This is a genomic window from Shuttleworthella sp. MSX8B (genome assembly GCF_000524295.1).
GTDB classification, from domain to species: Bacteria; Bacillota; Clostridia; order Lachnospirales; family Lachnospiraceae; genus Shuttleworthia; species Shuttleworthia satelles.
On sequence record NZ_JAQT01000030.1, the window covers coordinates 35,903 to 58,503 of the forward strand.

18 protein-coding genes and 2 tRNA genes are annotated in these 22,601 nt (G+C 53.7%); 19 read left to right on the forward strand and 1 reads right to left on the reverse strand.

Annotated elements, in window-relative coordinates; all coding sequences use genetic code 11:
* The first annotated feature begins 23 nt into the window (after positions 1–23).
* From HMPREF1508_RS07215 to HMPREF1508_RS07270, 12 genes are all read left to right on the forward strand, one after another.
* Positions 24–1,094: a carbamoyl phosphate synthase small subunit gene (locus HMPREF1508_RS07215; protein ID WP_044960814.1), complete on the forward strand. Its 1,071-nt coding sequence runs from the start codon at positions 24–26 to the stop codon at positions 1,092–1,094.
* Positions 1,094–4,309, forward strand: coding sequence for a carbamoyl-phosphate synthase large subunit (carB, locus tag HMPREF1508_RS07220; RefSeq protein WP_044960816.1), 3,216 nt, complete (start codon positions 1,094–1,096; stop codon positions 4,307–4,309). Before HMPREF1508_RS07215 ends, carB begins: the two co-directional genes overlap by 1 nt.
* A 110-nt stretch (positions 4,310–4,419) precedes the next feature.
* Positions 4,420–4,492, forward strand: a tRNA-Val gene (locus tag HMPREF1508_RS07225).
* Positions 4,493–4,503: 11 nt separating this feature from the next.
* Positions 4,504–4,577: transfer RNA gene (locus HMPREF1508_RS07230), tRNA-Met, on the forward strand.
* A 146-nt stretch (positions 4,578–4,723) separates the two neighbouring features.
* Positions 4,724–5,314: a 2-C-methyl-D-erythritol 2,4-cyclodiphosphate synthase gene (ispF, locus tag HMPREF1508_RS07235; protein WP_044960817.1), complete on the forward strand. Its 591-nt coding sequence runs from the start codon at positions 4,724–4,726 to the stop codon at positions 5,312–5,314.
* 184 nt (positions 5,315–5,498) lie between these two features.
* The gene (gene cysS, locus HMPREF1508_RS07240; protein WP_044960823.1) at positions 5,499–6,905 is read left to right on the forward strand and encodes a cysteine--tRNA ligase; all 1,407 of its coding nucleotides are present in this window, start codon (positions 5,499–5,501) and stop codon (positions 6,903–6,905) included.
* Positions 6,890–7,324, forward strand: a complete 435-nt coding sequence (locus HMPREF1508_RS07245) for a Mini-ribonuclease 3 (protein WP_006905922.1) — start codon at positions 6,890–6,892, stop codon at positions 7,322–7,324. Before cysS ends, HMPREF1508_RS07245 begins: the two co-directional genes overlap by 16 nt.
* Before the next feature lie 8 nt (positions 7,325–7,332).
* On the forward strand, positions 7,333–8,073 hold the full coding sequence (rlmB, locus tag HMPREF1508_RS07250) for a 23S rRNA (guanosine(2251)-2'-O)-methyltransferase RlmB (protein ID WP_044960827.1): 741 nt from the start codon (positions 7,333–7,335) through the stop codon (positions 8,071–8,073).
* 4 nt (positions 8,074–8,077) lie between these two features.
* The gene (locus HMPREF1508_RS07255; RefSeq protein ID WP_049906934.1) at positions 8,078–8,686 is read left to right on the forward strand and encodes a sigma-70 family RNA polymerase sigma factor; all 609 of its coding nucleotides are present in this window, start codon (positions 8,078–8,080) and stop codon (positions 8,684–8,686) included.
* Between the two features lie 55 nt (positions 8,687–8,741).
* Complete coding sequence (locus HMPREF1508_RS07260) at positions 8,742–9,971, forward strand: cysteine desulfurase family protein (RefSeq protein WP_242834530.1); 1,230 nt, start codon at positions 8,742–8,744, stop codon at positions 9,969–9,971.
* Positions 9,972–9,989: 18 nt separating this feature from the next.
* Positions 9,990–11,075 (forward strand): tRNA 2-thiouridine(34) synthase MnmA, encoded by a 1,086-nt coding sequence (mnmA, locus tag HMPREF1508_RS07265; protein ID WP_044960830.1) that lies wholly within the window; start codon positions 9,990–9,992, stop codon positions 11,073–11,075.
* A gap of 203 nt (positions 11,076–11,278) precedes the next feature.
* Positions 11,279–12,763: a radical SAM protein gene (locus HMPREF1508_RS07270; protein ID WP_006905916.1), complete on the forward strand. Its 1,485-nt coding sequence runs from the start codon at positions 11,279–11,281 to the stop codon at positions 12,761–12,763.
* A gap of 251 nt (positions 12,764–13,014) precedes the next feature.
* On the opposite strand, the gene HMPREF1508_RS07275 is transcribed toward HMPREF1508_RS07270, so the two are convergent.
* Positions 13,015–13,926, reverse strand: coding sequence for a histidinol-phosphatase HisJ family protein (locus HMPREF1508_RS07275; RefSeq protein ID WP_044960832.1), 912 nt, complete (start codon positions 13,924–13,926; stop codon positions 13,015–13,017).
* Positions 13,927–14,221: 295 nt separating this feature from the next.
* Here HMPREF1508_RS07275 and gap point away from each other — a divergent pair, with 295 nt between their 5' ends.
* The 7 genes from gap (at position 14,222) to purF (ending at position 22,565) form a co-directional block, all read left to right on the forward strand.
* Positions 14,222–15,241: a type I glyceraldehyde-3-phosphate dehydrogenase gene (gap, locus tag HMPREF1508_RS07280; RefSeq protein ID WP_006905913.1), complete on the forward strand. Its 1,020-nt coding sequence runs from the start codon at positions 14,222–14,224 to the stop codon at positions 15,239–15,241.
* A 108-nt stretch (positions 15,242–15,349) separates the two neighbouring features.
* Positions 15,350–16,567 carry a phosphoglycerate kinase gene (locus HMPREF1508_RS07285; RefSeq protein WP_044960834.1) on the forward strand — a complete coding sequence of 406 codons (1,218 nt, stop codon included), beginning with the start codon at positions 15,350–15,352 and terminating at the stop codon, positions 16,565–16,567.
* Between the two features lie 18 nt (positions 16,568–16,585).
* A complete protein-coding gene (gene tpiA, locus HMPREF1508_RS07290; protein WP_044960837.1) occupies positions 16,586–17,338 on the forward strand; it encodes a triose-phosphate isomerase in 753 nt (250 codons plus the stop codon).
* A 200-nt stretch (positions 17,339–17,538) separates the two neighbouring features.
* Positions 17,539–19,080, forward strand: coding sequence for a 2,3-bisphosphoglycerate-independent phosphoglycerate mutase (gpmI, locus tag HMPREF1508_RS07295; protein ID WP_044960839.1), 1,542 nt, complete (start codon positions 17,539–17,541; stop codon positions 19,078–19,080).
* Between the two features lie 355 nt (positions 19,081–19,435).
* Positions 19,436–20,026, forward strand: a complete 591-nt coding sequence (locus HMPREF1508_RS07300) for a hypothetical protein (protein WP_156923203.1) — start codon at positions 19,436–19,438, stop codon at positions 20,024–20,026.
* Between the two features lie 149 nt (positions 20,027–20,175).
* Positions 20,176–21,051, forward strand: a complete 876-nt coding sequence (locus tag HMPREF1508_RS07305; protein ID WP_044960846.1) for a phosphoribosylaminoimidazolesuccinocarboxamide synthase — start codon at positions 20,176–20,178, stop codon at positions 21,049–21,051.
* A gap of 65 nt (positions 21,052–21,116) precedes the next feature.
* The gene (gene purF / locus HMPREF1508_RS07310) at positions 21,117–22,565 is read left to right on the forward strand and encodes an amidophosphoribosyltransferase (RefSeq protein ID WP_044960848.1); all 1,449 of its coding nucleotides are present in this window, start codon (positions 21,117–21,119) and stop codon (positions 22,563–22,565) included.
* The last annotated feature ends 36 nt before the right edge of the window (positions 22,566–22,601 follow it).

The following is a 22,601-nucleotide window of genomic DNA, read 5'->3' on the forward strand; positions in this document are numbered from 1 at the left end:
GAATTATGGAAAGGACTGGGCGGATGAAAGCATTTCTGATCCTTGAAGACGGGACCGTATTTGAGGGCGTGAGTATCGGCTCGAGACGGGAGGCCGTTTCCGAGATTGTCTTTAACACCTCCATGACGGGCTATCTTGAAGTTCTGACAGATCCCTCTTATGCGGGGCAGGCGGTCTGTATGACCTATCCTCTCATCGGGAACTACGGAATCACACCCGATATGGAGTCCTCCCGTCCCTGGGTGGACGGATATATCGTCAGAGAGCTGTCCAGACTTCCCAGTAATTTCCGCAGTCAGGGGAGGATCCAGGATTTTCTGGAGAAGTATGACATTCCGGGCATCTGCGGTATCGATACCCGTCAGCTGACCCGTATTCTCCGCGACCGCGGAACCATGAACGGAATGATCACGACCAACGAAAACTATCGGCTAAAGGAAGTTCTGCCCAGGCTTAAGGCCTATGTGGTCGGGGACGTTGTCAGCAAGGTGACCTGCCAGGAGAAGTATGTTCTGCCCGGCGCCGGCAAGAAGGTCGCTCTTATGGATTTCGGAGCCAAGAAGAATATCGCCCGCTCCTTAAATGAGCGCGGTTGTCAGGTGACCGTCTATCCGGCTCACAGCTCAGCTGAGGAGATCTTAGCCAGCCATCCCGACGGAATCATGCTGACCAACGGGCCCGGAGATCCCGAGACCAATGTCAAGATCATCGAGGAGATCAAGAAAATTTACGCGTCGGACATCCCTGTTTTCTGCATTTGTCTGGGTCACCAGCTGATGGCTCTGGCTGCGGGAGGCAAGACCTTCAAGCTCAAGTACGGACACAGGGGGGGCAACCACCCCGTCCGTGACCTGGAGACCGGAAGAGTTTATATCTCTTCACAGAACCATGGCTACGCGGTCGATCCCGACTCGCTGGATCCATCTGTCGCCCGGCCCGCCTTCGTCAATGTCAACGACCTGACCAACGAGGGCATGAAGTACAGGAACAAGAATATCTTTACCGTCCAGTTCCACCCCGAGGCCTGTCCCGGTCCCCAGGACAGCGGATTTTTGTTTGACCGCTTTATCAAGATGATGGGAGGAGAAGACTAATGCCAAGAGATACCAGTATTAAGAAAGTTCTTGTGATTGGTTCCGGCCCCATCGTCATCGGCCAGGCGGCTGAGTTTGACTATGCCGGAACCCAGGCCTGCCGGTCTCTTCGCGAGGAGGGAGTTGAGGTTGTTTTAGTCAACTCCAACCCGGCTACCATCATGACGGATCAGGAGATCGCCGACCAGGTCTATATCGAGCCTCTGACTGCGGAGGTCGTGGAGCAGATCATCCTGAAAGAGAAGCCTGACTCTGTTCTTCCCACCCTGGGAGGTCAGGCGGGGTTAAACCTTGGAATGGAGCTGGCTGAGTCCGGCTTTCTGGAGAAGAACGGGGTCCGTCTGATCGGAACGACACCCCAGACGATTTTCAAGGCGGAAGACCGCCAGGGCTTTAAGGACACCATGGAGAAGATCGGCGAGCCCATTGCCTCCTCCAAGGTCGTTCACAATGTCGAGGACGGAATCGCCTTCACCAAGACCATCGGCTATCCGGTTGTTCTGCGCCCCGCTTATACCCTGGGGGGCTCCGGCGGCGGCATCGCCAGAAACGAGAACGAATTGATCGAGATCCTGACCAACGGCCTGCGCCTGTCCCGGGTTCACGAGGTCCTTGTCGAGCGCTATATCGGCGGCTGGAAGGAAATCGAGTACGAGGTCATGCGCGATGCGGCCGGTAATGTGATTACGGTCTGCAACATGGAGAACATTGATCCTGTCGGCGTCCACACCGGAGACTCCATTGTTGTGGCTCCCTCGCAGACCCTCTCCGACAAGGAGTATCAGATGCTCAGGACCTCGGCCCTTCGCATTATCGACGAGATTGGCATCACCGGAGGCTGCAATGTCCAGTATGCCTTGAACCCAGACTCCTTTGAGTACTGCGTGATCGAGGTCAATCCCCGCGTGTCCCGGTCTTCCGCCCTGGCCTCCAAGGCGACCGGTTATCCCATTGCCAAGGTGACGGCCAAGATCGCCTTAGGTTATCGCTTAGACGAGATTAAGAACTCCATTACCGGCAAGACGATGGCCTCCTTCGAGCCCATGCTGGATTACTGCGTCGTCAAGATTCCCCGCCTGCCCTTTGACAAGTTCATAACAGCCCAGCGCAAGCTGACGACACAGATGAAGGCGACCGGGGAAGTTATGTCCATCTGCGACAGTTTCGAGGGAGCTCTCATGAAGGCCATCCGCTCCATGGAGCAGCATGTGGACTCCCTGCTGAGCTATGATTTCTCCAACCGGACGGACGAGGAACTGAAGGCGGAGCTGGCTCTGGTTGACGACCGCAGGATCTGGCGGATTGCCGCGGCCCTGCGCCAGGGGATTCGCCCGGACACCATTCATCAGATCACAAAGGTGGATCTCTGGTTCATAGACAAGATTGCCATTTTAACGGAGATGGAGAAGCGCTTAAAGAGCGAGTCTCTGACCACAGAGCTCCTTCGCGAGGCCAAGCGTCTGGAATTTCCCGACGAGCTGATTGCGAAGCTCTGCGGAATGGAGACAGAGGAAGTAAAGCGCTTGCGCTACGAGAAAGGGATCAGGGCAATCTATAAGATCGTGGACACCTGTGCCGCCGAGTTCGACGCGGAGACTCCCTATTATTACTCGGTCTACTCCAGGGGTGAAAATGAGGCCAGCCAGACCCGTGACAGAAAGAAGGTTCTGGTCCTGGGGTCCGGTCCCATCCGTATCGGACAGGGGATCGAGTTTGACTTCTGCTCGGTTCATGCCACCTGGGCTTTTTCCAGGGCCGGCTATGAGACCATTATCGTAAACAACAACCCGGAGACGGTATCTACCGATTTTGATGTGGCGGATAAGCTCTACTTCGAGCCCCTGACCGCGGAGGATGTCCGCAATATCGTCGATATCGAGAAGCCTGACGGGGCCGTAGTTCAGTTCGGCGGGCAGACGGCCATCAAGCTGACCCAGGATCTCATTCAGATGGGAGTTCCCATCTGGGGAACCAGGGCAGAGGATGTCGACGCGGCGGAGGACCGGGAGCTCTTTGATGAAATCCTGCAGAAGACCGGGATTCCACGGGCCTCCGGCGGCACTGTCTACACGGCGAAGGAGGCCAAAGAGGTGGCCAACCGGATCGGTTATCCCGTCCTGGTCCGTCCCTCCTATGTCCTCGGAGGTCAGGGCATGCAGATTGCCTTTAACGATGAGGAAATTGAGGATTTCATCGGTATCATTAACCGCATTGCCCAGGATCACCCCATCCTGGTCGACAAGTATCTGCAGGGCAAGGAAATCGAGGTCGACGCCATCTGTGACGGAGACAACATCCTGATCCCCGGAATCATGGAGCATATTGAGCGCACCGGCATTCACTCCGGGGATTCGATTTCCGTATATCCCGCGCACACGATCAGCGATTCCGTCAAGAAGAAGCTGGAGGATTACACCGAACGCCTGGCTATGGCTCTGCACGTCAAGGGCATGATCAATATCCAGTTCATTAACATTGACGAGGACGTCTATGTCATCGAGGTTAACCCCAGATCCTCAAGGACGGTTCCTTATATTTCCAAGGTGACCGGGATCCCTATTGTGGATCTAGCGACGAGGGCCATCTGCGGAGAGAAGATCGTCGACATGGGATATGAACCCGGCCTGCAGCCTGAGGCGGACTATGTTGCGATTAAAATGCCCGTCTTCTCCTTTGAGAAGCTGCGCGGCGCTGAGATCTCCCTGGGGCCGGAGATGAAGTCGACCGGGGAGTGCCTGGGAATCGCCAGAACCTTCCACGAGGCCCTCTATAAGGCCTTCTCCGGCGCGGGAGTTTGCCTGCCTAAATACCGGCAGATGATCATGACGGTCGCGGACCAGTTCAAGGAGGAGTCAGTCCAGGTAGCCAGGCGTTTCGCGGCTTTGGGCTACAAGATCTACTCCACCAGGGGCACAGCCAGGTACCTGCAGGAGAGAGGAATTGACGCCCTCTGGGTCAACAAGATTTCACAGGAGTCGCCCAATGTCATGGATCTGATTCTGGGCCACAAGATCGACCTGGTCATTGACATTCCGACCGAAGGGCACGGGGATAAGAACCGCGACGGCTTTTTGATCCGCAGAAATGCCATTGAGACCGGAGTCTACTGTATCACAGCCATTGACACGGCCAATGCCCTGGCCTCGGCCATGGAGAATAAGTACACTGAATTCACCCTGATTGACATTGCCAAGGTAAAGAAGCAGGGAGCGTAAAGCATGCCAAACCGTCGCGGAATTGGCGCCGGATAGAAAGCATAAAAAACTGTTGACGGGCGACAGGGACTTTGCTATATTAGTCCTTGTCGCGAGGCGACGGAACAAATGGGATCTTAGCTCAGCTGGGAGAGCATCTGCCTTACAAGCAGAGGGTCATAGGTTCGAGCCCTATAGGTCCCATTTATATTTATGGCGAGATAGCTCAGCTGGCTAGAGCACGCGGTTCATACCCGCGGTGTCGAGGGTTCAAGTCCCCCTCTCGCTACTGGAAATACCCCCGGAGTCACCGAGCAGTCGGTTGCCTTCGGGTTTTTGTTTTCTCCAGGCAAGAGGGTGCCTCCCGCAGGCTTGGCAGCTGTGTTTTTCCAGGCAAAAGAGAGCCCGCGTTTGATATAGGATGTGAGGTGAATGATGCGAATCGGAACCGGATACGATGTACATCAATTGGCAGAGGGAGTAGATCTGATCATCGGCGGGGTTAAGATCCCCTATGACAGGGGACTTGTGGGCCACTCCGACGCGGACGTCCTTCTTCACGCCATTATGGATGCCCTCCTGGGAGCGGCGGCCCTCGGCGATATCGGAAGGCACTTTCCGGATACGGACGAGCGCTACCGGGGGGCGGACTCCCTGAAGCTTCTGGAGGAAGTGGGAAATATGCTGGCGGACAAGGGCTATCTGGTCAATAATATTGACGCCACGGTGATTGCGCAGGAGCCCAAGCTGAGTCCCTATATGGATCAGATGATCCGCAATGTGGCGTTCGTTTTGGGGATTGCCGAGGACCAGGTCAATATCAAGGCGACCAGTGAAGAGCATCTGGGCTTTACCGGCAGGAAAGAAGGAATCAGCGCCCAGGCGGTCTGCACGATCCTCGACTATATGGACGGGAGCATCAGCGCCGCGGATTCTGAGGGAGGATGCGCCTCCTGCAGCCGGGACCGGGAGGACAAAGGAACTGTAAAGAGCCTGCATGAGGCCTTTTGCCCTAAGGAAGATTGATTTTTCCTGTCCCATTGATGTTGATGTCGTCAATCCGGCAGATTTTAGATCTTTTACCCTAAGGAAGAACGATTTCCTTTCCGCCACCGGATGAGAACGCAATCCCGCATTCTACTGTTGCCGGGGAAATTGACATCCCACTGGAATCTGCGAAAATATAGGGCGAATCGATAAGGAGAGAAACATGAGGATTTTTAATACCCTGACCAGACGCAAGGAGGAATTCGTTCCGATTGAGCCGGGAAAGGTAAAGATGTATGTCTGCGGTCCGACCGTCTATAACTACATTCATATCGGAAATGCCAGGCCTATGATCGTATTCGACACCTTTCGCCGCTACATGGAGTACCGGGGCTACCAGGTGACCTATGTCTCCAATTTCACGGATGTGGACGACAAGATCATTAAAAAGGCCAAAGAGGAGGGAAAGGACGCGTCCGAGATCTCTGAGCGCTATATCGCCGAGTGCCAGAAAGACATGGAGGCTTTGAATGTCATGCCGGCCAGCGTCCACCCCAGGGCGACCAGGGAAATCGGCGAGATGGTCCATATGGTATCCGATCTCATCGATAAGGGCTATGCCTACCCGGTCGAGGACGGGACGGTCTATTACAAGACCAGGGCCTTTCACTCCTATGGCAAGCTGTCTCATAAGAATATTGAGGATCTGGAGGGCGGTCACAGGGATATCAAGGTGACCGGCGAGCTCAAGAGGGACCCGCTGGATTTTGTCCTCTGGAAGCCCAAGAAGGAGGGCGAGCCTTACTGGGATTCTCCCTGGTGTCAGGGGCGTCCCGGCTGGCACATCGAGTGCTCCTGCATGTCCAAGCGCTATCTGGGCGACACGATTGATATTCACGCCGGCGGAGAGGATTTGATCTTCCCCCATCATGAGAATGAAATCGCCCAGTCCGAGGCGGCCAACGGAGTGGAGTTCGCGCGTTACTGGATGCACAACGGCTTTCTCAATATTGATCATCGCAAGATGTCCAAGTCCCTGGGCAATTTCTTTACGGTTCGGGAGGTATGCCAGAAGTATTCCGGTCAGGTTCTCCGCTTCTTTATGCTCTCTGCCCACTACAGGAGCCCGCTGAATTTCTCCGCGGACCTGATGGAGGCGGCAAAGGCGTCTTTAGAGAGGATCCTGACGGCGGGAGAGAATCTTCGCTTCCTGGCTGAGAACGCGAGGATTGACCGGATGAGCGAGGAGGAGAGAAAGATCCTGGCAGATTCTGATCAATATATGGACAAGTTCAACGAGGCGATGGATGACGACTGCAATACGGCAGATGCCCTGGCTGCCATCTTTGAGCTGGTCAAATTCATCAACTCCAGGGCGGCCGGTCAGATTTCCCGGGAGCTGGCGGATCAGTTCTACCAGCGGCTGGATACCCTGACGCAGGTTTGCGGGCTGATTCTGGACCAAAGGGAAGACAATCTGGATGCGGAGATTGACAGCCTGATTGAGGAGAGACAGGAGGCCCGCCGCCAGAAGGACTTTGCCAGGGCTGACCGGATCCGTGATGATCTTTTGGCCAGGGGGATTGTGCTGGAGGATACCAGAGAGGGTGTGAAATGGCACAGAGCCTGAAGGACAGTATTTTTACAGCTTTTCATGTCGAGGAGAAGGATTTGAGGACCTATTCCCCCTTGACTCTGGCCTATATCGGAGACGGGATCTTCGACCTGATCATTCGAAGTCTGGTGGTCGGAAGCGCCAATATGCCGCCCAATCGCCTGCACAGTCACACAAGCCATATTGTCAGGGCCGCCTCTCAGGCCAGGATGATGGAGGCAATTGAAGCCGACCTGACGGAAGAAGAGGCGGATATTTACCGGAGGGGGCGCAACGCCAAGTCCTACACCCATGCGAAGAATGCCACGCTGATCGATTACCGGATTGCGACCGGCTTTGAGGCGCTTATGGGCTGGCACTACCTGCAGGGGAACACAGAGCGGATCATCGAGCTGACCAGGCGAGGCCTTGCCGGAAGCCATCTGAAGATATAGGAGAGAATATGAGAGACGCATCGACGGTGATTGAGGGGAGAAACGCTGTCTTAGAGGCCCTTCGTTCAGGGAAGCCTGTGGATCGGGTTTTCATCCTGGCTAAATCCTACGACGGCCCCATTCGAACCATTGTCCGAGAGGCCAAAAAGAGGGACTGTATCCTTAGCTTTGTGGATAAAAAGCGACTGGATGAGATTTCGGAGACAGGCAAGCATCAGGGGGTAATTGCCTATATTGCGGCTTATCGCTATTCGACGGTCGAAGACATTCTGGCACTGGCCAGAAAGAGGGGAGAGGACCCCTTCCTCTTCCTCCTGGATAATATTGAAGACCCCCACAACTTGGGGGCGATTATCCGAACCGCCAATCTGGCCGGAGCACATGGAGTGATTATCCCCAAGAACCGGGCGGCGGGACTGACAGCGACGGTGGCCAAGGCCTCCGCCGGAGCCATAAACTACACGCCTGTCGCCAAGGTCACGAACCTGTCCAGGACCATGGAGGAGCTCAAAAAGGAGGGGCTCTGGTTCGTCTGCGCGGACATGGGAGGACAGGTCATGTATGATCTGAACCTGACCGGGCCGATCGGCCTTGTGATCGGCAATGAGGGCAGTGGAGTGGGAGATCTGGTCAGGAAGCACTGCGACCTCTTCGCCGCCATCCCGATGGCAGGAGAGATCGACTCACTGAACGCCTCGGTTGCGGCCGGTGTGCTGGCCTATGAGCTGGTGCGTCAGAGAAGAGGATAGGTCAATGACAGAGCGTTTGGACGAGGAACTCCTGCGGGCTTATCGCGGGGGACATGCCGCCAGCGGAGAGGAACTTTTAAGCAGATACAAGGGACTTGTGCTCAGAAATGCCAAGTCCCTCTTTCTTGTCGGAGGGGATCAGGATGATCTGATCCAGGAGGGGATGATGGGGGTCTTCTCCGCCATGTTGACCTACAGGGAAGACAGGGGAGCCTCTTTTCGAACCTTCGCAAATCTCTGTATCCGCAGGCAGATGTTAAAGGCGATTGAGTCCTCCGGAACCAAGAAGCATATGCCGCTGAACACGGCTCTCTCCCTGAATCTGACCGGGGAGGGAGAGGGGGTGAGGGAGGCGGATCTGCCGGAGGCCTTAAATCCTTCGCCGGAGGATCCCCTGCAGATTCTCCTGGACGACGAGGCGGTTGAGCGCTTGCTAATGAAGATTCGAAAGAGCCTCTCGCCTATGGAGGAGCAGGTCCTCTCCCTTCATCTGGACGGACTTGATTACCTCCAGATTGCCGATTGTATGGGCAGAGAACCCAAGTCCATCGACAATGCCCTGCAGAGAATCCGCGGCAAGGTGCGAAGAGAGCTTGAGGATAATCAGCCATGAAGCGGGCCGCCCTCGAATGTGAGGTAATTTGTAGGATCCGGTTGAGGAAAAGCGATTGATTTATTTAGACAATGCCGCCACAACAAAAATGCGGAGGGAGGTTCTGGAGGCCATGCTCCCCTATCTGACGGAACATTATGGTAATCCCTCCGCGACATATGGTCTGGCTTCGGAGGCGGCCAATGCCATCGCCATTGCAAGAGAGCAGGTCGCAGACCTGATCGGGGCGAAGCCGCATGAGATTTTCTTTACATCCGGCGGCACAGAGGCGGATAACTGGGCCCTGAGAGGAGCTCTCCTTTTGGGGGAAACGTCCATGCGGACGGCAGAGGGGAAAAGCAAAAGGCATATCATCAGCAGCCGCATCGAACATCAGGCAATTCTGCGCTGCCTTAAAAGGCTCGAGGAGGAAGGGCTGGCCGAGGTCACCCTGCTGCCGGTCGATCGCGAGGGCCTTGTCAGCCCCGCGAACTTAAAAGACGCTCTTCGCCCCGACACAATCCTGGTCTCGATTATGGCTGCGAACAATGAGATCGGAAGCATGGAGCCTCTCGCGAAATTGGCCGATTTGACGCATGAGGCCGGAGCCCTCTTTCACACGGATGCGGTGCAGGCCTTTGGCCAGATTCCTCTGGATGTAAAGAAGCTGGGGGTGGATCTTTTGTCCGCCTCCGCGCACAAGATCTATGGTCCCAAGGGGACAGGAATGCTCTATGTAAGAGAGACGATTCCCTTTCGATCCATGATTCAGGGAGGAGCTCAGGAGAAGAACCGTCGGGCCGGGACGGAAAATGTCCCGGGAATCGTCGGTTTCGGAGCTGCCTGTGTCTGCGCGAAGAAGACCCTGCCGGATCGGATGAGAAGAGAAGGCGCCCTGAGAAATCTTTTAATCAAAAGAGCAGAAGAGATTTATCCGGCCGCAAGGCTCAACGGCCCCAGACCAAAAGGAGTCGACCTGGCGTATAGGAGCTCCCTTTTAGAGCAGGGGACAAGAGATGAGGAAGGCCCGGGAAGGATGCCTGATTGGCGTCTGCCCGGCAATGTAAACATCTGTTTCCCGGGGAAGTCAGCAGAGCTTCTTTTGATCATGTTAGAGGCCGAGGGAATTTTGGCTTCCGCCGGAAGCGCCTGCGCTTCAGGGAGCTTAGACCCCTCCCATGTTCTCGCTGCCATCGGCCTGTCTGAGGATGATAACCGGGCCAGCCTGCGCTTTAGCCTGGGAGAAGAGACGAGCAGGGAGGAGATCGAGAAGACGGCGGACGCCCTGGGAAGAATTTTGAAGTAAGACCGGATAGGAGATGCCATGTCGGAAGTCAAGACGGTTGTTGTCGGTATGTCCGGAGGCGTGGATTCCTCCGTCGCCGCTTACCTCCTGAAGGAGGAGGGATATCGGGTGATCGGTGTCACCATGCAGATTTGGCAGGATGAGTCGGCCTGCAGTCTGGAAGAGCACGGGGGCTGCTGCGGCCTGTCCGCGGTTGAAGACGCCAGGAGAGTGGCTGCGATGATCGGAATCCCCCACTATGTCATGAATTTCAAGGCGGAATTTCAGGACAGAGTGATCGATTATTTTACCGATGAGTATCTGCGGGGGCGGACGCCGAATCCCTGCATTGCCTGCAACCGCTATGTCAAGTGGGAGTCTCTTCTTGAGAGAAGCCTGGCAATTGGGGCGGATTATATTGCGACGGGCCATTACGCCAGGGTGGAGCATTTGGCAAACGGCCGCTATGCTGTCAGGAATTCGGTCACAGCGGCCAAGGATCAGACCTATGCGCTCCATAATCTGACCCAGGAGCAGCTGGCACATACCCTGATGCCGGTTGGAGACTATGACAAGCCAAGGATACGGGAAATCGCCCTTGCGGCCGGACTTCCGGTGGCCCACAAGGCGGACTCGGAGGATATCTGTTTTATTCCGGATCACGATTATGCCTCCTTTTTAGAGAGGGAGGCCCCGGACCGTATTCCGGAGCCGGGGAATTTCGTTCTGGAGGACGGAAGGGTCATCGGAAGACATCAGGGAATCAGCCACTATACCATCGGACAGCGCAAGGGCCTGGGAATTTCCTGGGACAGCCCCCTCTTCGTAAAGGAGATTCGCCCCGGCAGCAATGAAGTTGTTCTGACATCGAAGGAGGGGGTCTTTACGGACCATTTGACCTTTGAGAATGTCAACCATATGGCTGTTGAAGCTTTTCAGCCTGGAGAGGAGTATCTCGCCAAGATCCGCTATTCGGATCCCGGCTGTATGTGCCGTATTGAGGCAGTTGAACAGGAGCGGATCCGCCTGGCCTTTTCCCGAAAGGTCAGGGCCGTCACTCCCGGGCAGGCGCTTGTTTTGTACCAGGGAGAATTTGTCGCCGGCGGAGGAACGATTCTCACCTGAGGAAAAAGAGGAGAACAGCCCGGTCTTCAAAAGGCCTCGTGCGGTTCGATCCTCGCCTGAGGAAAAAGAGACTAAAAAGCCGGGAGAGCTGAATACAGGGAGGATTGCGACAAATTTCGGACTTTGTATAGAGACATCATCGGCCTGACTCAATATAATCAACAGCAAAGTAAGAGAAGAAGACCCTATTTTAGGAGGTATCCATGGCGTCCATTATGAACAACCTCTCCCATGCGGCAGAGCGGCAGGCTTTCTCTGTCATGCTTGATGCATTCTGGAAAAATTTGAGCAAGAAGGAAGATCGCACCGAGACCTATCTGAAGCTGGTAGACATGGCGGAGAAATTCTGGAAGGACTCCAACCCCGAGACCATGAACCGGATTCGAAAATACCTGAGCAATCCGGAAAACCGCTGGGTCAAGTTCTTAAACCGGGTGATCGATGAGACCAATCCGAACTATGCCAAGAAGATGCTCTTAAATCTGGGCTATGAGGCCTTCTTCCGCGGGACCAAGACCATTCGTGCCAACCGTGAGAAATACCACTGCAACATCCCCTGGCTCATCCTCTTCGATCCTACGGACGCCTGCAATATGCACTGCGTCGGCTGCTGGTCCGGCACCTACGGACACAAGCATAACCTGTCCTTCGAGGATATGGATAAGATTGTCAGTCAGGGGAAGGAGCTGGGCACCTACCTCTATATGATGACGGGCGGTGAGCCCATGGTTCGCAAGAACGATATTTTAAAGCTGGCAGAAAAGCACAATGACTGCTTTTTCGGCATTTATTCCAACTCCACCCTGATCGACGAGGAGGTCTGCAAGAAGGTGCAGGAGCTGGGCAATATCACCTTTATGCTCTCCATTGAGGGGACGCCCGATACCAATGATTCCCGGAGAGGCCTGGGACACTATGACGCCGTCATGAAGGCCATGAACCTGCTCAAGGAGTACGGGATCGTCTACGGGACGTCCATTTGCTACACCAGGCAGAATATTGAGGCGGTTACCGATGACAAATTCATCGACTTTATTGCCGACAAGGGGGCCAGGTTCGGCTTCTACTTCCACTATATGCCGGTGGGACAGAATGCCGTCACCTCCCTGCTGCCAACGGTTGAACAGAGAAAGGCCATGATCACAAAGATCCGGTCCATTCGCGGACCTGAGTCTGATGCCCAGTTCTTCCCCATGGACTTCCAGAACGACGGGGAATATGTGGGCGGATGCATTGCGGGCGGCCGCAATTACTTCCACATCAATGCCAATGGTGACGCGGAGCCCTGTGTTTTCATCCATTTCTCCGACAGCAATATCCATGACAACAGCATCCTGGAAATGCTTCAGGGCAAGCTCTTTACCGCATATCATGAGGGACAGCCATTCAACCGCAACCATCTGCGTCCCTGCCCCATGCTGGAGAATCCGCAGCAATTAAGAGCCATGGTCGCTACGACCGGCGCTCATCAGACCAATGCGGAGGCTCCGGAGTCCGCCGAGGAGCTCTGCGCCAAGTGCGATCCCTATGCCAGGGAGTGGAAGGCTGCCGCGGACCAGGTATGGGCCAGCCAAAAGCATAAGAAGCCCTCCTATGAGAACTACACGAAGGAGAAGCGCGAGCACCCTGAGCTGGCAGGGTTTGAGCACGCGGACGGGTCCACGAAGGTGACGTTGGATACACAGTAAGCAAGGCTTGTATCCGGTATTAACAAAAGAAAGAAGAGAGCCCTCGACGCTCAGAGAAATTGATCGTCGAGGGCTCTCTTTTTGAGAACTTTGAGGGTGGACAAAGATCCTTGGAAAAAGATCCGGGTGAAAATGCCGTAAGACACTGCGATTGAAGGTGAAGCTCTGCGATTGAAGACAAGGCTTTGCGCCTGAAGACAAGGACCTACGTTTGGCGGGCAAGACCCTGCGCCTGGAGGCTTTGATGGGATTTACTTTCCTTCAGACCGAGCTTTTTTGAGGGGGATTTTCCGGGGCCTTCTCCCGTCAAAAATAAGATAGGAGTCAAAGCCCGTCTCTTTTAACAGAGACAGGGCCGAGGAAAAGTGCTCTTTCTGATTCAGGGGATATCCGGCGGGGATCTCGGTAAAGCCGAGAGCGATATGCTCCGGGGTGTGGGCATCAGCCCCCAGGGTGATCTTCCTGCCGCCGAGTTCATAGTAGCGCTTTAGAACCATACGCTCGGGATTGGGATCCAGCCGGCCCTTGCGGTAGGAACCCGTATTGAGCTCCAGGGCAATTCCTCTTGAGATCAGTTCAAGTAATATGGCGTCGATTTCTGCCATGAAATCTGCATTTCCGTAAGGGGAGCCGTCAGGCTTATATGTCAGCTCTTCGGGGAGCGGGGAAAGATAGCGAAGGATGTAATCCAAGTGTCCCAGGGAGTCGAAGAGGGGAAAGGCACGGATGTTCTCAAGGATCATCCGGTAATAGCGCCTTAAGCCCTCTTGAACACCGAACTTCTCAAAATAAAGGGGATAGTAGGGATCATATCCATCGACCACGTGGGTGGAACCAATTACATAGTCGAACGGGTACCGGGCCAGCAGACGGGCATGACGCTCTGCCAGGTGGGGCTGCAGGCCCAGTTCAATTCCGTAGTAGATATGGAAGCCATCGTCATTGTATTTGGTCTGCATGGCTCGAACGGACTCTGTGTAGGATTTCAGATCCAGGTCGAAGAGGCCGGGATTCTCGCGGTAATCTAAGTCCAGGTGATCGGTAAATGTAATGCCGGCCAGTTCCTTTTTTCTGGCGGTACGGACCATTTCTTCCATGGGGGCCTCAGAATCACCGGAGAAGTTTGTGTGCATATGGCAGTCGTAGAGAATCTTTGCATTCATCTTTTAAATCCTCCCTGCAGCAATGAAATGTATCTTTCGCGGGCATTCCATTGCCCTGAATCAGAATGGTAACTGCCCTTATCATATCGTATGGGAAGAGAGATTGATAACCATACGGAAAAATCTGTTTTGACCGGGATCATATTTATCCTGTGAGTGAGACCAGCTGAAATCTTGTTAAGAAATTAACAAAGTCGGCCGACAGGCTTGCAATGCTCCCTTGCTTTCGCTACAATAAAAATCGGTTACAAACCATGTTTGTACGACATAAGTTTCTACATTAGGAGGAGACAAAATGGCAGTAAGAGTAGCAATTAATGGATTCGGCCGTATCGGTCGTCTTGCGTTCAGACAGATGTTCCAGGCTGAGGGTTTTGATATCGTCGCAATCAACGATCTGACCTCTCCCGAGATGCTCGCATATCTTCTGAAGTACGATTCTTCACAGGGTCGTTACGCCAAGGCAGATACCGTTAGCAGCTCTGACCATTCCATCACGGTGGACGGTCATGAGATCGAGATTTACAAGGAAGCTGACGCTCACAATCTTCCCTGGGGAAAGCTCGATGTCGATGTTGTTCTTGAGTGCACCGGATTCTACACCTCTAAGGATAAAGCGCAGGCTCATATCGATGCGGGCGCCAAGAAGGTTGTTATCTCCGCTCCGGCAGGCAACGACTTAAAGACCATTGTTTATAATACCAATCACGAGACCCTGACTGCGGATGACCATATCATCTCCGCGGCATCCTGCACCACCAACTGCCTGGCTCCCATGGCAAAGGCCCTGAATGACCTGGCTGCCATCCAGTCCGGTATCATGGTTACCATTCACGCTTACACCGGCGATCAGATGATCCTCGACGGTCCTCAGCGCAAGGGCAACTTCCGTCGTTCCCGTGCTGCCGCTGTCAATATTGTCCCCAACTCCACCGGCGCCGCCAAGGCAATCGGCCTGGTTGTTCCCGAGCTCAACGGCAAGCTGATCGGATCCGCTCAGCGTGTGCCCGTCCCCACCGGTTCAACCACCATTCTTACTGCTGTTGTCAAGGGCAAGGTTACCGTCGATCAGATCAACGCCGCAATGAAGGCCGCTTCTGACGAGTCCTTCGGTTACAATGAGGATCAGATCGTCTCCAGCGATATTGTGGGCATGACCTATGGATCTCTCTTTGACGCGACACAGACTTCTGTTGTAGAGATGGAAGATGGCAACTCTGAGGTACAGGTTGTCTCCTGGTATGATAACGAGAATTCCTTCACCTCTAACATGTGCAGAACGATCAAGTACTTCGCTAAGTTCCTGAACAAGTAACGCATTAACTTAGGCCTTACGGGGGTCCGGCTTTGGGCCGGATCCCCTTTTCTTTAGAGCCGATAGATGCTTGTGCGCTGTAATCATCATATTTTGGAGGAAAGAAGCATGGGTTTAAATAAGAAGACCGTTGACGATATTTCGGTCAAGGGGAAGAGAGTTCTGGTTCGCTGTGATTTCAACGTTCCCATGAAGGGGATGGAGATCACGGATATCAACCGCCTAGTTGCGGCTCTCCCCACCATTAAGAAGCTGGTTGCCGATGGAGGAAAGGTAATCCTCTGCTCTCATCTGGGCAAGGTGAAGACGGAAGAGGACAAGAAGACCAAGAGCCTTGCGCCTGTCGCCAAAAAGCTGTCTGAGCTGCTCGGTCAGCCTGTCACATTCGCCCCGGATCCCGAGGTCGTCGGAGAAAATGCCCGCAAGGCGGTTGCGTCGATGGCGGACGGAGATGTAGTCCTTCTGGAGAACACCAGATTCCGCCCGGAGGAGACCAAGAACGGGGATGCTTTCTCTGAGGACCTGGCGTCTCTGGCGGATGTTTTTGTCAATGACGCTTTTGGGACCGCTCACAGGGCTCACTGCTCCAATGTCGGCGTCACAAAGTATATCAAGGGCGATTGCGTTGTCGGCTATCTGATGGAGAAGGAGATCAATTTCCTTGGCAATGCCGTAGAGAATCCGGTGCGCCCCTTTGTCGCCATCTTAGGCGGAGCCAAGGTTGCGGACAAGCTCAATGTCATCAGCAATCTCCTTGACAAGTGCGACACGCTTATTATCGGCGGCGGAATGGCCTATACCTTCCTCAAGGCTCAGGGCAAGGAGATCGGGATCTCCATGCTGGATGAGTCCAAGATCGACTACTGTAAGGAGATGATGGAGAAGGCGAAGAAGATGGGCAAGAAGCTGCTTCTTCCCCTGGATGCCAACACCATTAAGGCGTTCCCGGATCCCATCGACGCTCCCATCGAGACGATACTTGTGGATACGGATCACATGCCCGCGGATCGCGAGGGGGCAGATATCGGGCCCAAGACCCAGGAACTCTATGCCAGGACTGTCAGTGAGGCCAAGACGGTAGTCTGGAATGGCCCCATGGGTATTTTCGAGAACCCGACTCTGGCAGCCGGTACCTTAGCCGTTGCCAAGGCCATGGCGGAATCTGACGCGACCACAATCATTGGCGGCGGAGACTCCGCGGCAGCGGTCAATCAGATGGGACTGGGAGACAAGATGAGTCATATCTCGACCGGCGGCGGCGCGTCCCTTGAGTTCCTTGAGGGCAAGGAGCTCCCCGGCGTTGCGGCAGCGGATGACAAGGAATAATAGAAAAGGGTGATTCAAATGAGCAGACGTAAGATTATCGCAGGCAACTGGAAGATGAACCAGACCCCCAGCCAGGCGCTGGAGCTGGTTGAGACCTTAAAGCCCCTCGTCGCCGGTGCGGACGCGGATGTGGTCTATTGTGTTCCGGCGGTGGATATCGTCCCGGTCGTCGAGGCGGTCAAGGGGACCAATGTCAAGGTCGGCGCTGAGAACATGTACATCGAGGAGAAGGGGGCCTACACCGGAGAGATTGCTCCCGCCATGCTTGTGGACGCCGGTGTGAGCTATGTCATCATCGGCCACTCCGAGAGAAGAGACTACTTCAAGGAGGACGACGCCTTCCTCAACAAGAAGGTTCTGAAGGCATTTGAGCATGGCCTGACTCCCATTCTCTGCTGCGGCGAGAGCCTGGAGCAAAGAGAGTCCGGAGTGACGCTTGACTGGATCCGGCTGCAGATCAAATCTGACCTGCAGGGGGTGAGCGCTGATCAGGCTGCCTCCATGGTCATTGCCTATGAGCCCATCTGGGCCATCGGTACCGGAAGGACAGCGACCAGCGACCAGGCGGAAGAGGTCTGCGCAGCGATCCGTCAGACCATCGCTGAGATCTATGACCAGGACACCGCAGACAAGATCCGGATTCAGTATGGCGGCTCCATGAAGGCTGCCAACTGCAAGGAGCTTCTGGCCAAGCCCAACATCGACGGCGGCTTGATCGGCGGCGCTTCTCTGACCGAGGAGTTTGCCAGCATCGTCAACTACAATAAGTAATCTGTCCAGGGAATCAAACTGCCGGTAGATTTCACAGGAAGCAAAGGGTCGTACAGATAAGATGGGGCATGGGCTTGTGAGCCGTCCTTCATCTGATCTCTGTGCGGCTCTTTCTGATGGCAAAAACGCAGCCCGGTGAAAAATTATGCTATAATGTGCCGGGTTATTTCTTTGGACTCTGCAGCAGAAAGAGGTTTGAAATGGCAAAGAAACCAATTGTTTTATTAATCATGGATGGCTTCGGTATTACAGATAAGACCGAGGGGAATGCGGTAAAGATGGCGAATACGCCTGTTCTGGATGATTTGATGGCCAATTGCCCCTATCAGCTGGGCTATGCTTCCGGGCTGGCCGTGGGTCTTCCGGACGGTCAGATGGGCAATTCGGAGGTCGGCCACATGAATATGGGGGCCGGCCGGATCGTCTACCAGGAGCTGACCAGGATTTCCAAGGCGATCGAGGACGGCGACTTTTTCAGGAATGAAGAGCTGCTCAAGGCTTTTGACAGTGCAAAGGCAAATGACGGATCGGTTCATCTCTTTGGGCTCGTCTCTACGGGAGGAGTGCACTCCTATCTTGGACATCTGACCGGGCTTCTTGAGATGGCAAAAAAAGAGGGCGTTTTCAAGGTTTACGTCCATGCCTTTCTGGATGGAAGAGATACGCCTCCCACCTCTGCTCTTGGCTTTATCAAGGATTTGGAGGCGGATATGGCAAAGATCGGCGTCGGCCGCATTGCCTCTTTGTCCGGCCGTTATTACGCCATGGATCGGGACAATCGCTGGGATCGCGTCGAGAAGGCCTATAAGGTGCTGACCGCGGCTGACGGCAATGTCGCCAAGTCCGCGTCCGAAGCCCTGGAGGCTTCCTATGCCGCGGATGTCAATGATGAGTTTGTCATTCCGACCGCAATCATTCCGGAGGGGCAGGAGGCGGCTACGGTTAAAAATGGTGACTCTGTCATTTATTTCAACTTCCGCCCCGATCGCGCCCGCGAGATGACCAGGGCTTTCTGTGCGGATACTTTTGACGGCTTTGACCGTGGCGAGAGAATCAAGACGACCTTTGTTGTCTTCACGGACTATGACGAGACCATCCCCAACAAGCTGGTTGCTTTTAAGAAAGAGTCGATTGCCAATACCTTCGGTCAGTATCTGGCGGATCACAAGATGACCCAGGCCAGGATCGCCGAGACGGAGAAGTACGCCCACGTCACCTTCTTCTTCAACGGGGGTGTCGAGGAGCCGAATGAGGGGGAGGACCGTATCCTGGTCAAGAGTCCCAAGGTTGCCACCTATGACCTGCAGCCGGAGATGTCCGCTCCCGAGGTCTGTGACAAACTCTGCAATGCCATCAGGTCTGGCAAGTATGACGTCATTGTCATCAATTTCGCCAATCCGGATATGGTTGGTCATACCGGTGTGATTCCGGCTGCGGTCAAGGCGGTTGAGACAGTGGACACCTGTGTCGGCAGGGCGGTTGAGGCCCTGAAATCTGTTGACGGCACCATGTTTATCTGCGCCGATCACGGCAACTGTGAGAAGATGATCGATTATGACACCAAGCAGCCCCATACAGCGCATACGACCAATCCGGTTCCCTTTATTCTGGTCAATGCGGACCCGGCTTATGGTCTCAAAGAGGGCGGGAAGCTTTGCGATATTATCCCAACCCTGATTGAGCTGATGGGGATGGAAAAGCCGGCTGAGATGACAGGTCAGTCTCTTCTGGTGCGCAAGTAAATTGCAGATTGATGAAAAAAATACAGAAAGAGTCTGAGGGTCAAGGCAGGGCAATTCTATCGGATGTATGCTCTGTATAGATTTTACTGTTACGGATGAAGAGCGAGACAGCTGGATGCAACCGTCTCGCTCTTTTCGCTATACATGATAGTGTGCTCGCAAAGTGTGTTTGTCTGTTTATTGAGTACGAATCGTTCTGTGTGTTGATTATTTCATTTTATATCTGACCTGTATCTTGAAAAATAGCCAATTTGTGATTGCGATTTTTGTAAAGATCAACAATTTACAGGCCAAAGTGATGAGAATATCATTTTTTTAGACGGGGAACTTTTTGTGTCGTTATGGAGTGTGAAAGATGGGCGGTAAAATGATGAAAAAAAGCAGGATATGTACTTTGATCATCGTTTGTTTCCTACTCTTGCTCACAGCACTCAATTGCCTCAGAAATATAGATGTTGATCATAGTGTAAGAGAAAACTGGAAAGTATCCGTGTTTCCGGTTTTTGACTCTGTCATCATTAAAAAAATTCATGACAGAGGTCCCAGGGGAGGAGGGATAGAGTTTTATACGGTAAAGTCACTTTTTTCACCCAAAAGGAATTTGGATCAGATTGAGTTTGTTTCTTTCAATCATCGCTTTGGTGATCGCTTTATCAAAACAACATATTCGTCCATTTACCAGCTTGACGGCTGCCAGCTGGATCGGCTGAGGAAATCTGTCGGAGAGAAAAATTATAACTTGATCTGTCATTGCCATGATATTCTAAAAATTGAGAGGATCAAAGACCATGAGGAAGATGTGTCAGATCTGCTGGAGGGAGATGGCTTATCGGAAGAACAGATCCAGTCAATTAAAGACTTCGAAGAGACCCAAAACAGAATGGAGTTTATGCTGGTGTTTCAGTTAAATGACCGGGAGAGAGTCGTCTTTGAGTCACTTGATTGATCCAAGATTAAAGCTTTGGCCTTTGCCTTATCACACCTATTACGATTTCTAATATAGGGACATTGACTGATAAATACTCGCGCAAGACTGCTATAATATCCGCGTAATCGGTTGACATAAAGAGCGCGGATCTGCGCGAGGAGGAAGCAATGAGCGAGTTAAAGCCTATGATGGAGGGCAAGGTTCGTGAGGTATACGACAACGGCGACAGCATAATTATGTACGCTACCGACCGCATCTCAGCCTTCGACGTGATCTTAAAGAATAAGATCACAGGCAAAGGGGCCGTCTTAACCCAGATGTCCAAGTTCTGGTTTGATTACAGCTCTGACATTGTAAAAAATCATATGCTCTCCACCGATACGGCGGATATGCCTGCTTTTTTCCATAAACCCGAATTCGCCGGCCGTGTCATGAAGTGCAAGAAGCTGACCATGCTCCCCATTGAGTGCATCGTCCGCGGCTATATCACCGGTTCCGGCTGGGCCTCCTACAAGGAGAATGGCATGGTCTGCGGGATCAGGCTTCCCGAGGGCTTAAAGGAGTCCGATAAGCTCCCTGAGCCTATTTATACCCCTTCCACTAAGGCTCAGTACGGTCTTCACGACGAGAATATTCCCTATGAGAAGTCTGTCGAGATCCTGGAGAAACTCTACCCGGGCAAGGGGGAAGCTTATGCCGCAAAGATCAGGGACTACACTCTGGCTCTCTACAAAAAGTGTGCGGATTACGCTCTGACCAGGGGGATCATCATTGCCGATACCAAGTTTGAGTTCGGCCTTGACGAGAATGGCGAGCTTGTCCTTGCCGACGAGATGTTAACCCCTGACTCCTCCCGCTTCTGGCCCTTAGAGGGGTATCAGCCGGGGCAGAGTCAGCCCTCCTTTGACAAGCAGTATGTCAGAGACTGGCTCAAGGCCAATCCCAAGAGCGATTACTTGCTTCCCGATGATGTTATCTCCAAGACCATTGACAAGTATCTTGAGGCCTATGAACTCTTGACGGGGGCTCCTCTTAACGTATAATTCTATTGTGATGCACAGATGGGGTTTCGGCTGGGATCCCATCTTTTCTTTTTGAGGATAAATGCTTGAAGAAATGTAAATTAGACCTGACCTTAGAAGCCAAGCCCATCCACGACGAGTGCGGCGTCTTCGGCATGTATGACTTTGACCACGGAGATGTAGCCAGCTCTATTTATTACGGCCTGTTTGCCCTGCAGCACAGGGGACAGGAGTCCTGCGGCATCGCCGTCTCTGATACCAGAGGACCCAAGGGGAATATGCTCTCCTATAAGGGAATGGGCCTGGTCAATGAGGTGTTTGACAATGACAAGCTGAGTGACCTGCACGGAGATATCGGCGTGGGGCATGCCAGATATTCCACTGCAGGGGAATCTATATATGCCAATTCCCAGCCTCTGGTTTTAAATTATGTCAAGGGCACATTGGCCCTGGCACACAATGGCAATTTGGTCAACGCCAATGAGCTTCGCGCCAGATTATCTGAGACCGGCGCTATTTTTCAGACGACCATCGACACAGAGACCATTGCCTATCTGATCGCCAGATACCGGATCCATTCCGCCTCTGTCGAAGAGGCCGTCTCCAGGACCATCGACGACATCAAGGGGGCCTATTCGATTGTGATCGCCAGTCCCAGAAAGCTGATCGCCGCCAGAGATCCCTTTGGATTCAAGCCCCTTTGCATCGGAAGAAGAGACAATACCTATGTGGTCTCCTCCGAGTCCTGCGCTCTTGACACCATTGGCGCGGAATTTATCCGTGATGTCCTGCCGGGGGAGATTGTCACCATCAGTCCCGACGCCGGCATCCAATCCGATACCAGCCACTGCCTGCCGGAAGACAAGATGGGCAGGTGCATCTTCGAGTACATCTATTTCTCCCGCCCTGACTCCATGATTGACGGGAAGTCGGTCTATGAGGCCAGAATCCGCGCGGGACGCTACCTTGCCCAGGATTCTCCGGTAGAAGCAGACCTGGTCGTCGGCGTCCCGGAATCCGGCAATGCCGCCGCCATGGGTTACGCTATGGAATCCGGCATTCCCTATGGAACCGCCTTTTATAAGAATTCCTATGTGGGCCGGACCTTCATCAAGCCCAAGCAGAATGCCAGGGAATCGTCCGTCCGCGTCAAGTTAAATCCCATCCGGTCGGTTGTGGAGGGGAAGCGAATCATTATGATCGACGACTCCATTGTCCGGGGAACCACCTCCGGTCAGATCGTCTCCATGCTCAAGGAGGCGGGCGCAAGAGAGGTACATGTGCGCATTTCCTCCCCCGCCTTTCGCTATCCCTGTTATTTTGGGATTGATGTGCCGGCGAGGGACCAGCTGATTGCCTACCGCAGAACAGAAGAGGATATCCGTCAGCTTCTCGGGGCGGATTCCCTGGGGTATCTCAGCCTGGATCGACTGTCCCAGATGGTGGATGATCTGGCTATCTGCAAGGGCTGTTTTACCGGCGATTACCCTGTAGATCCCCCCGAAGAGGACATCCGGGGCAAGTTCGATGCCTGAGGACAGATAGTGATGACTGAGGACAGATATTGATGC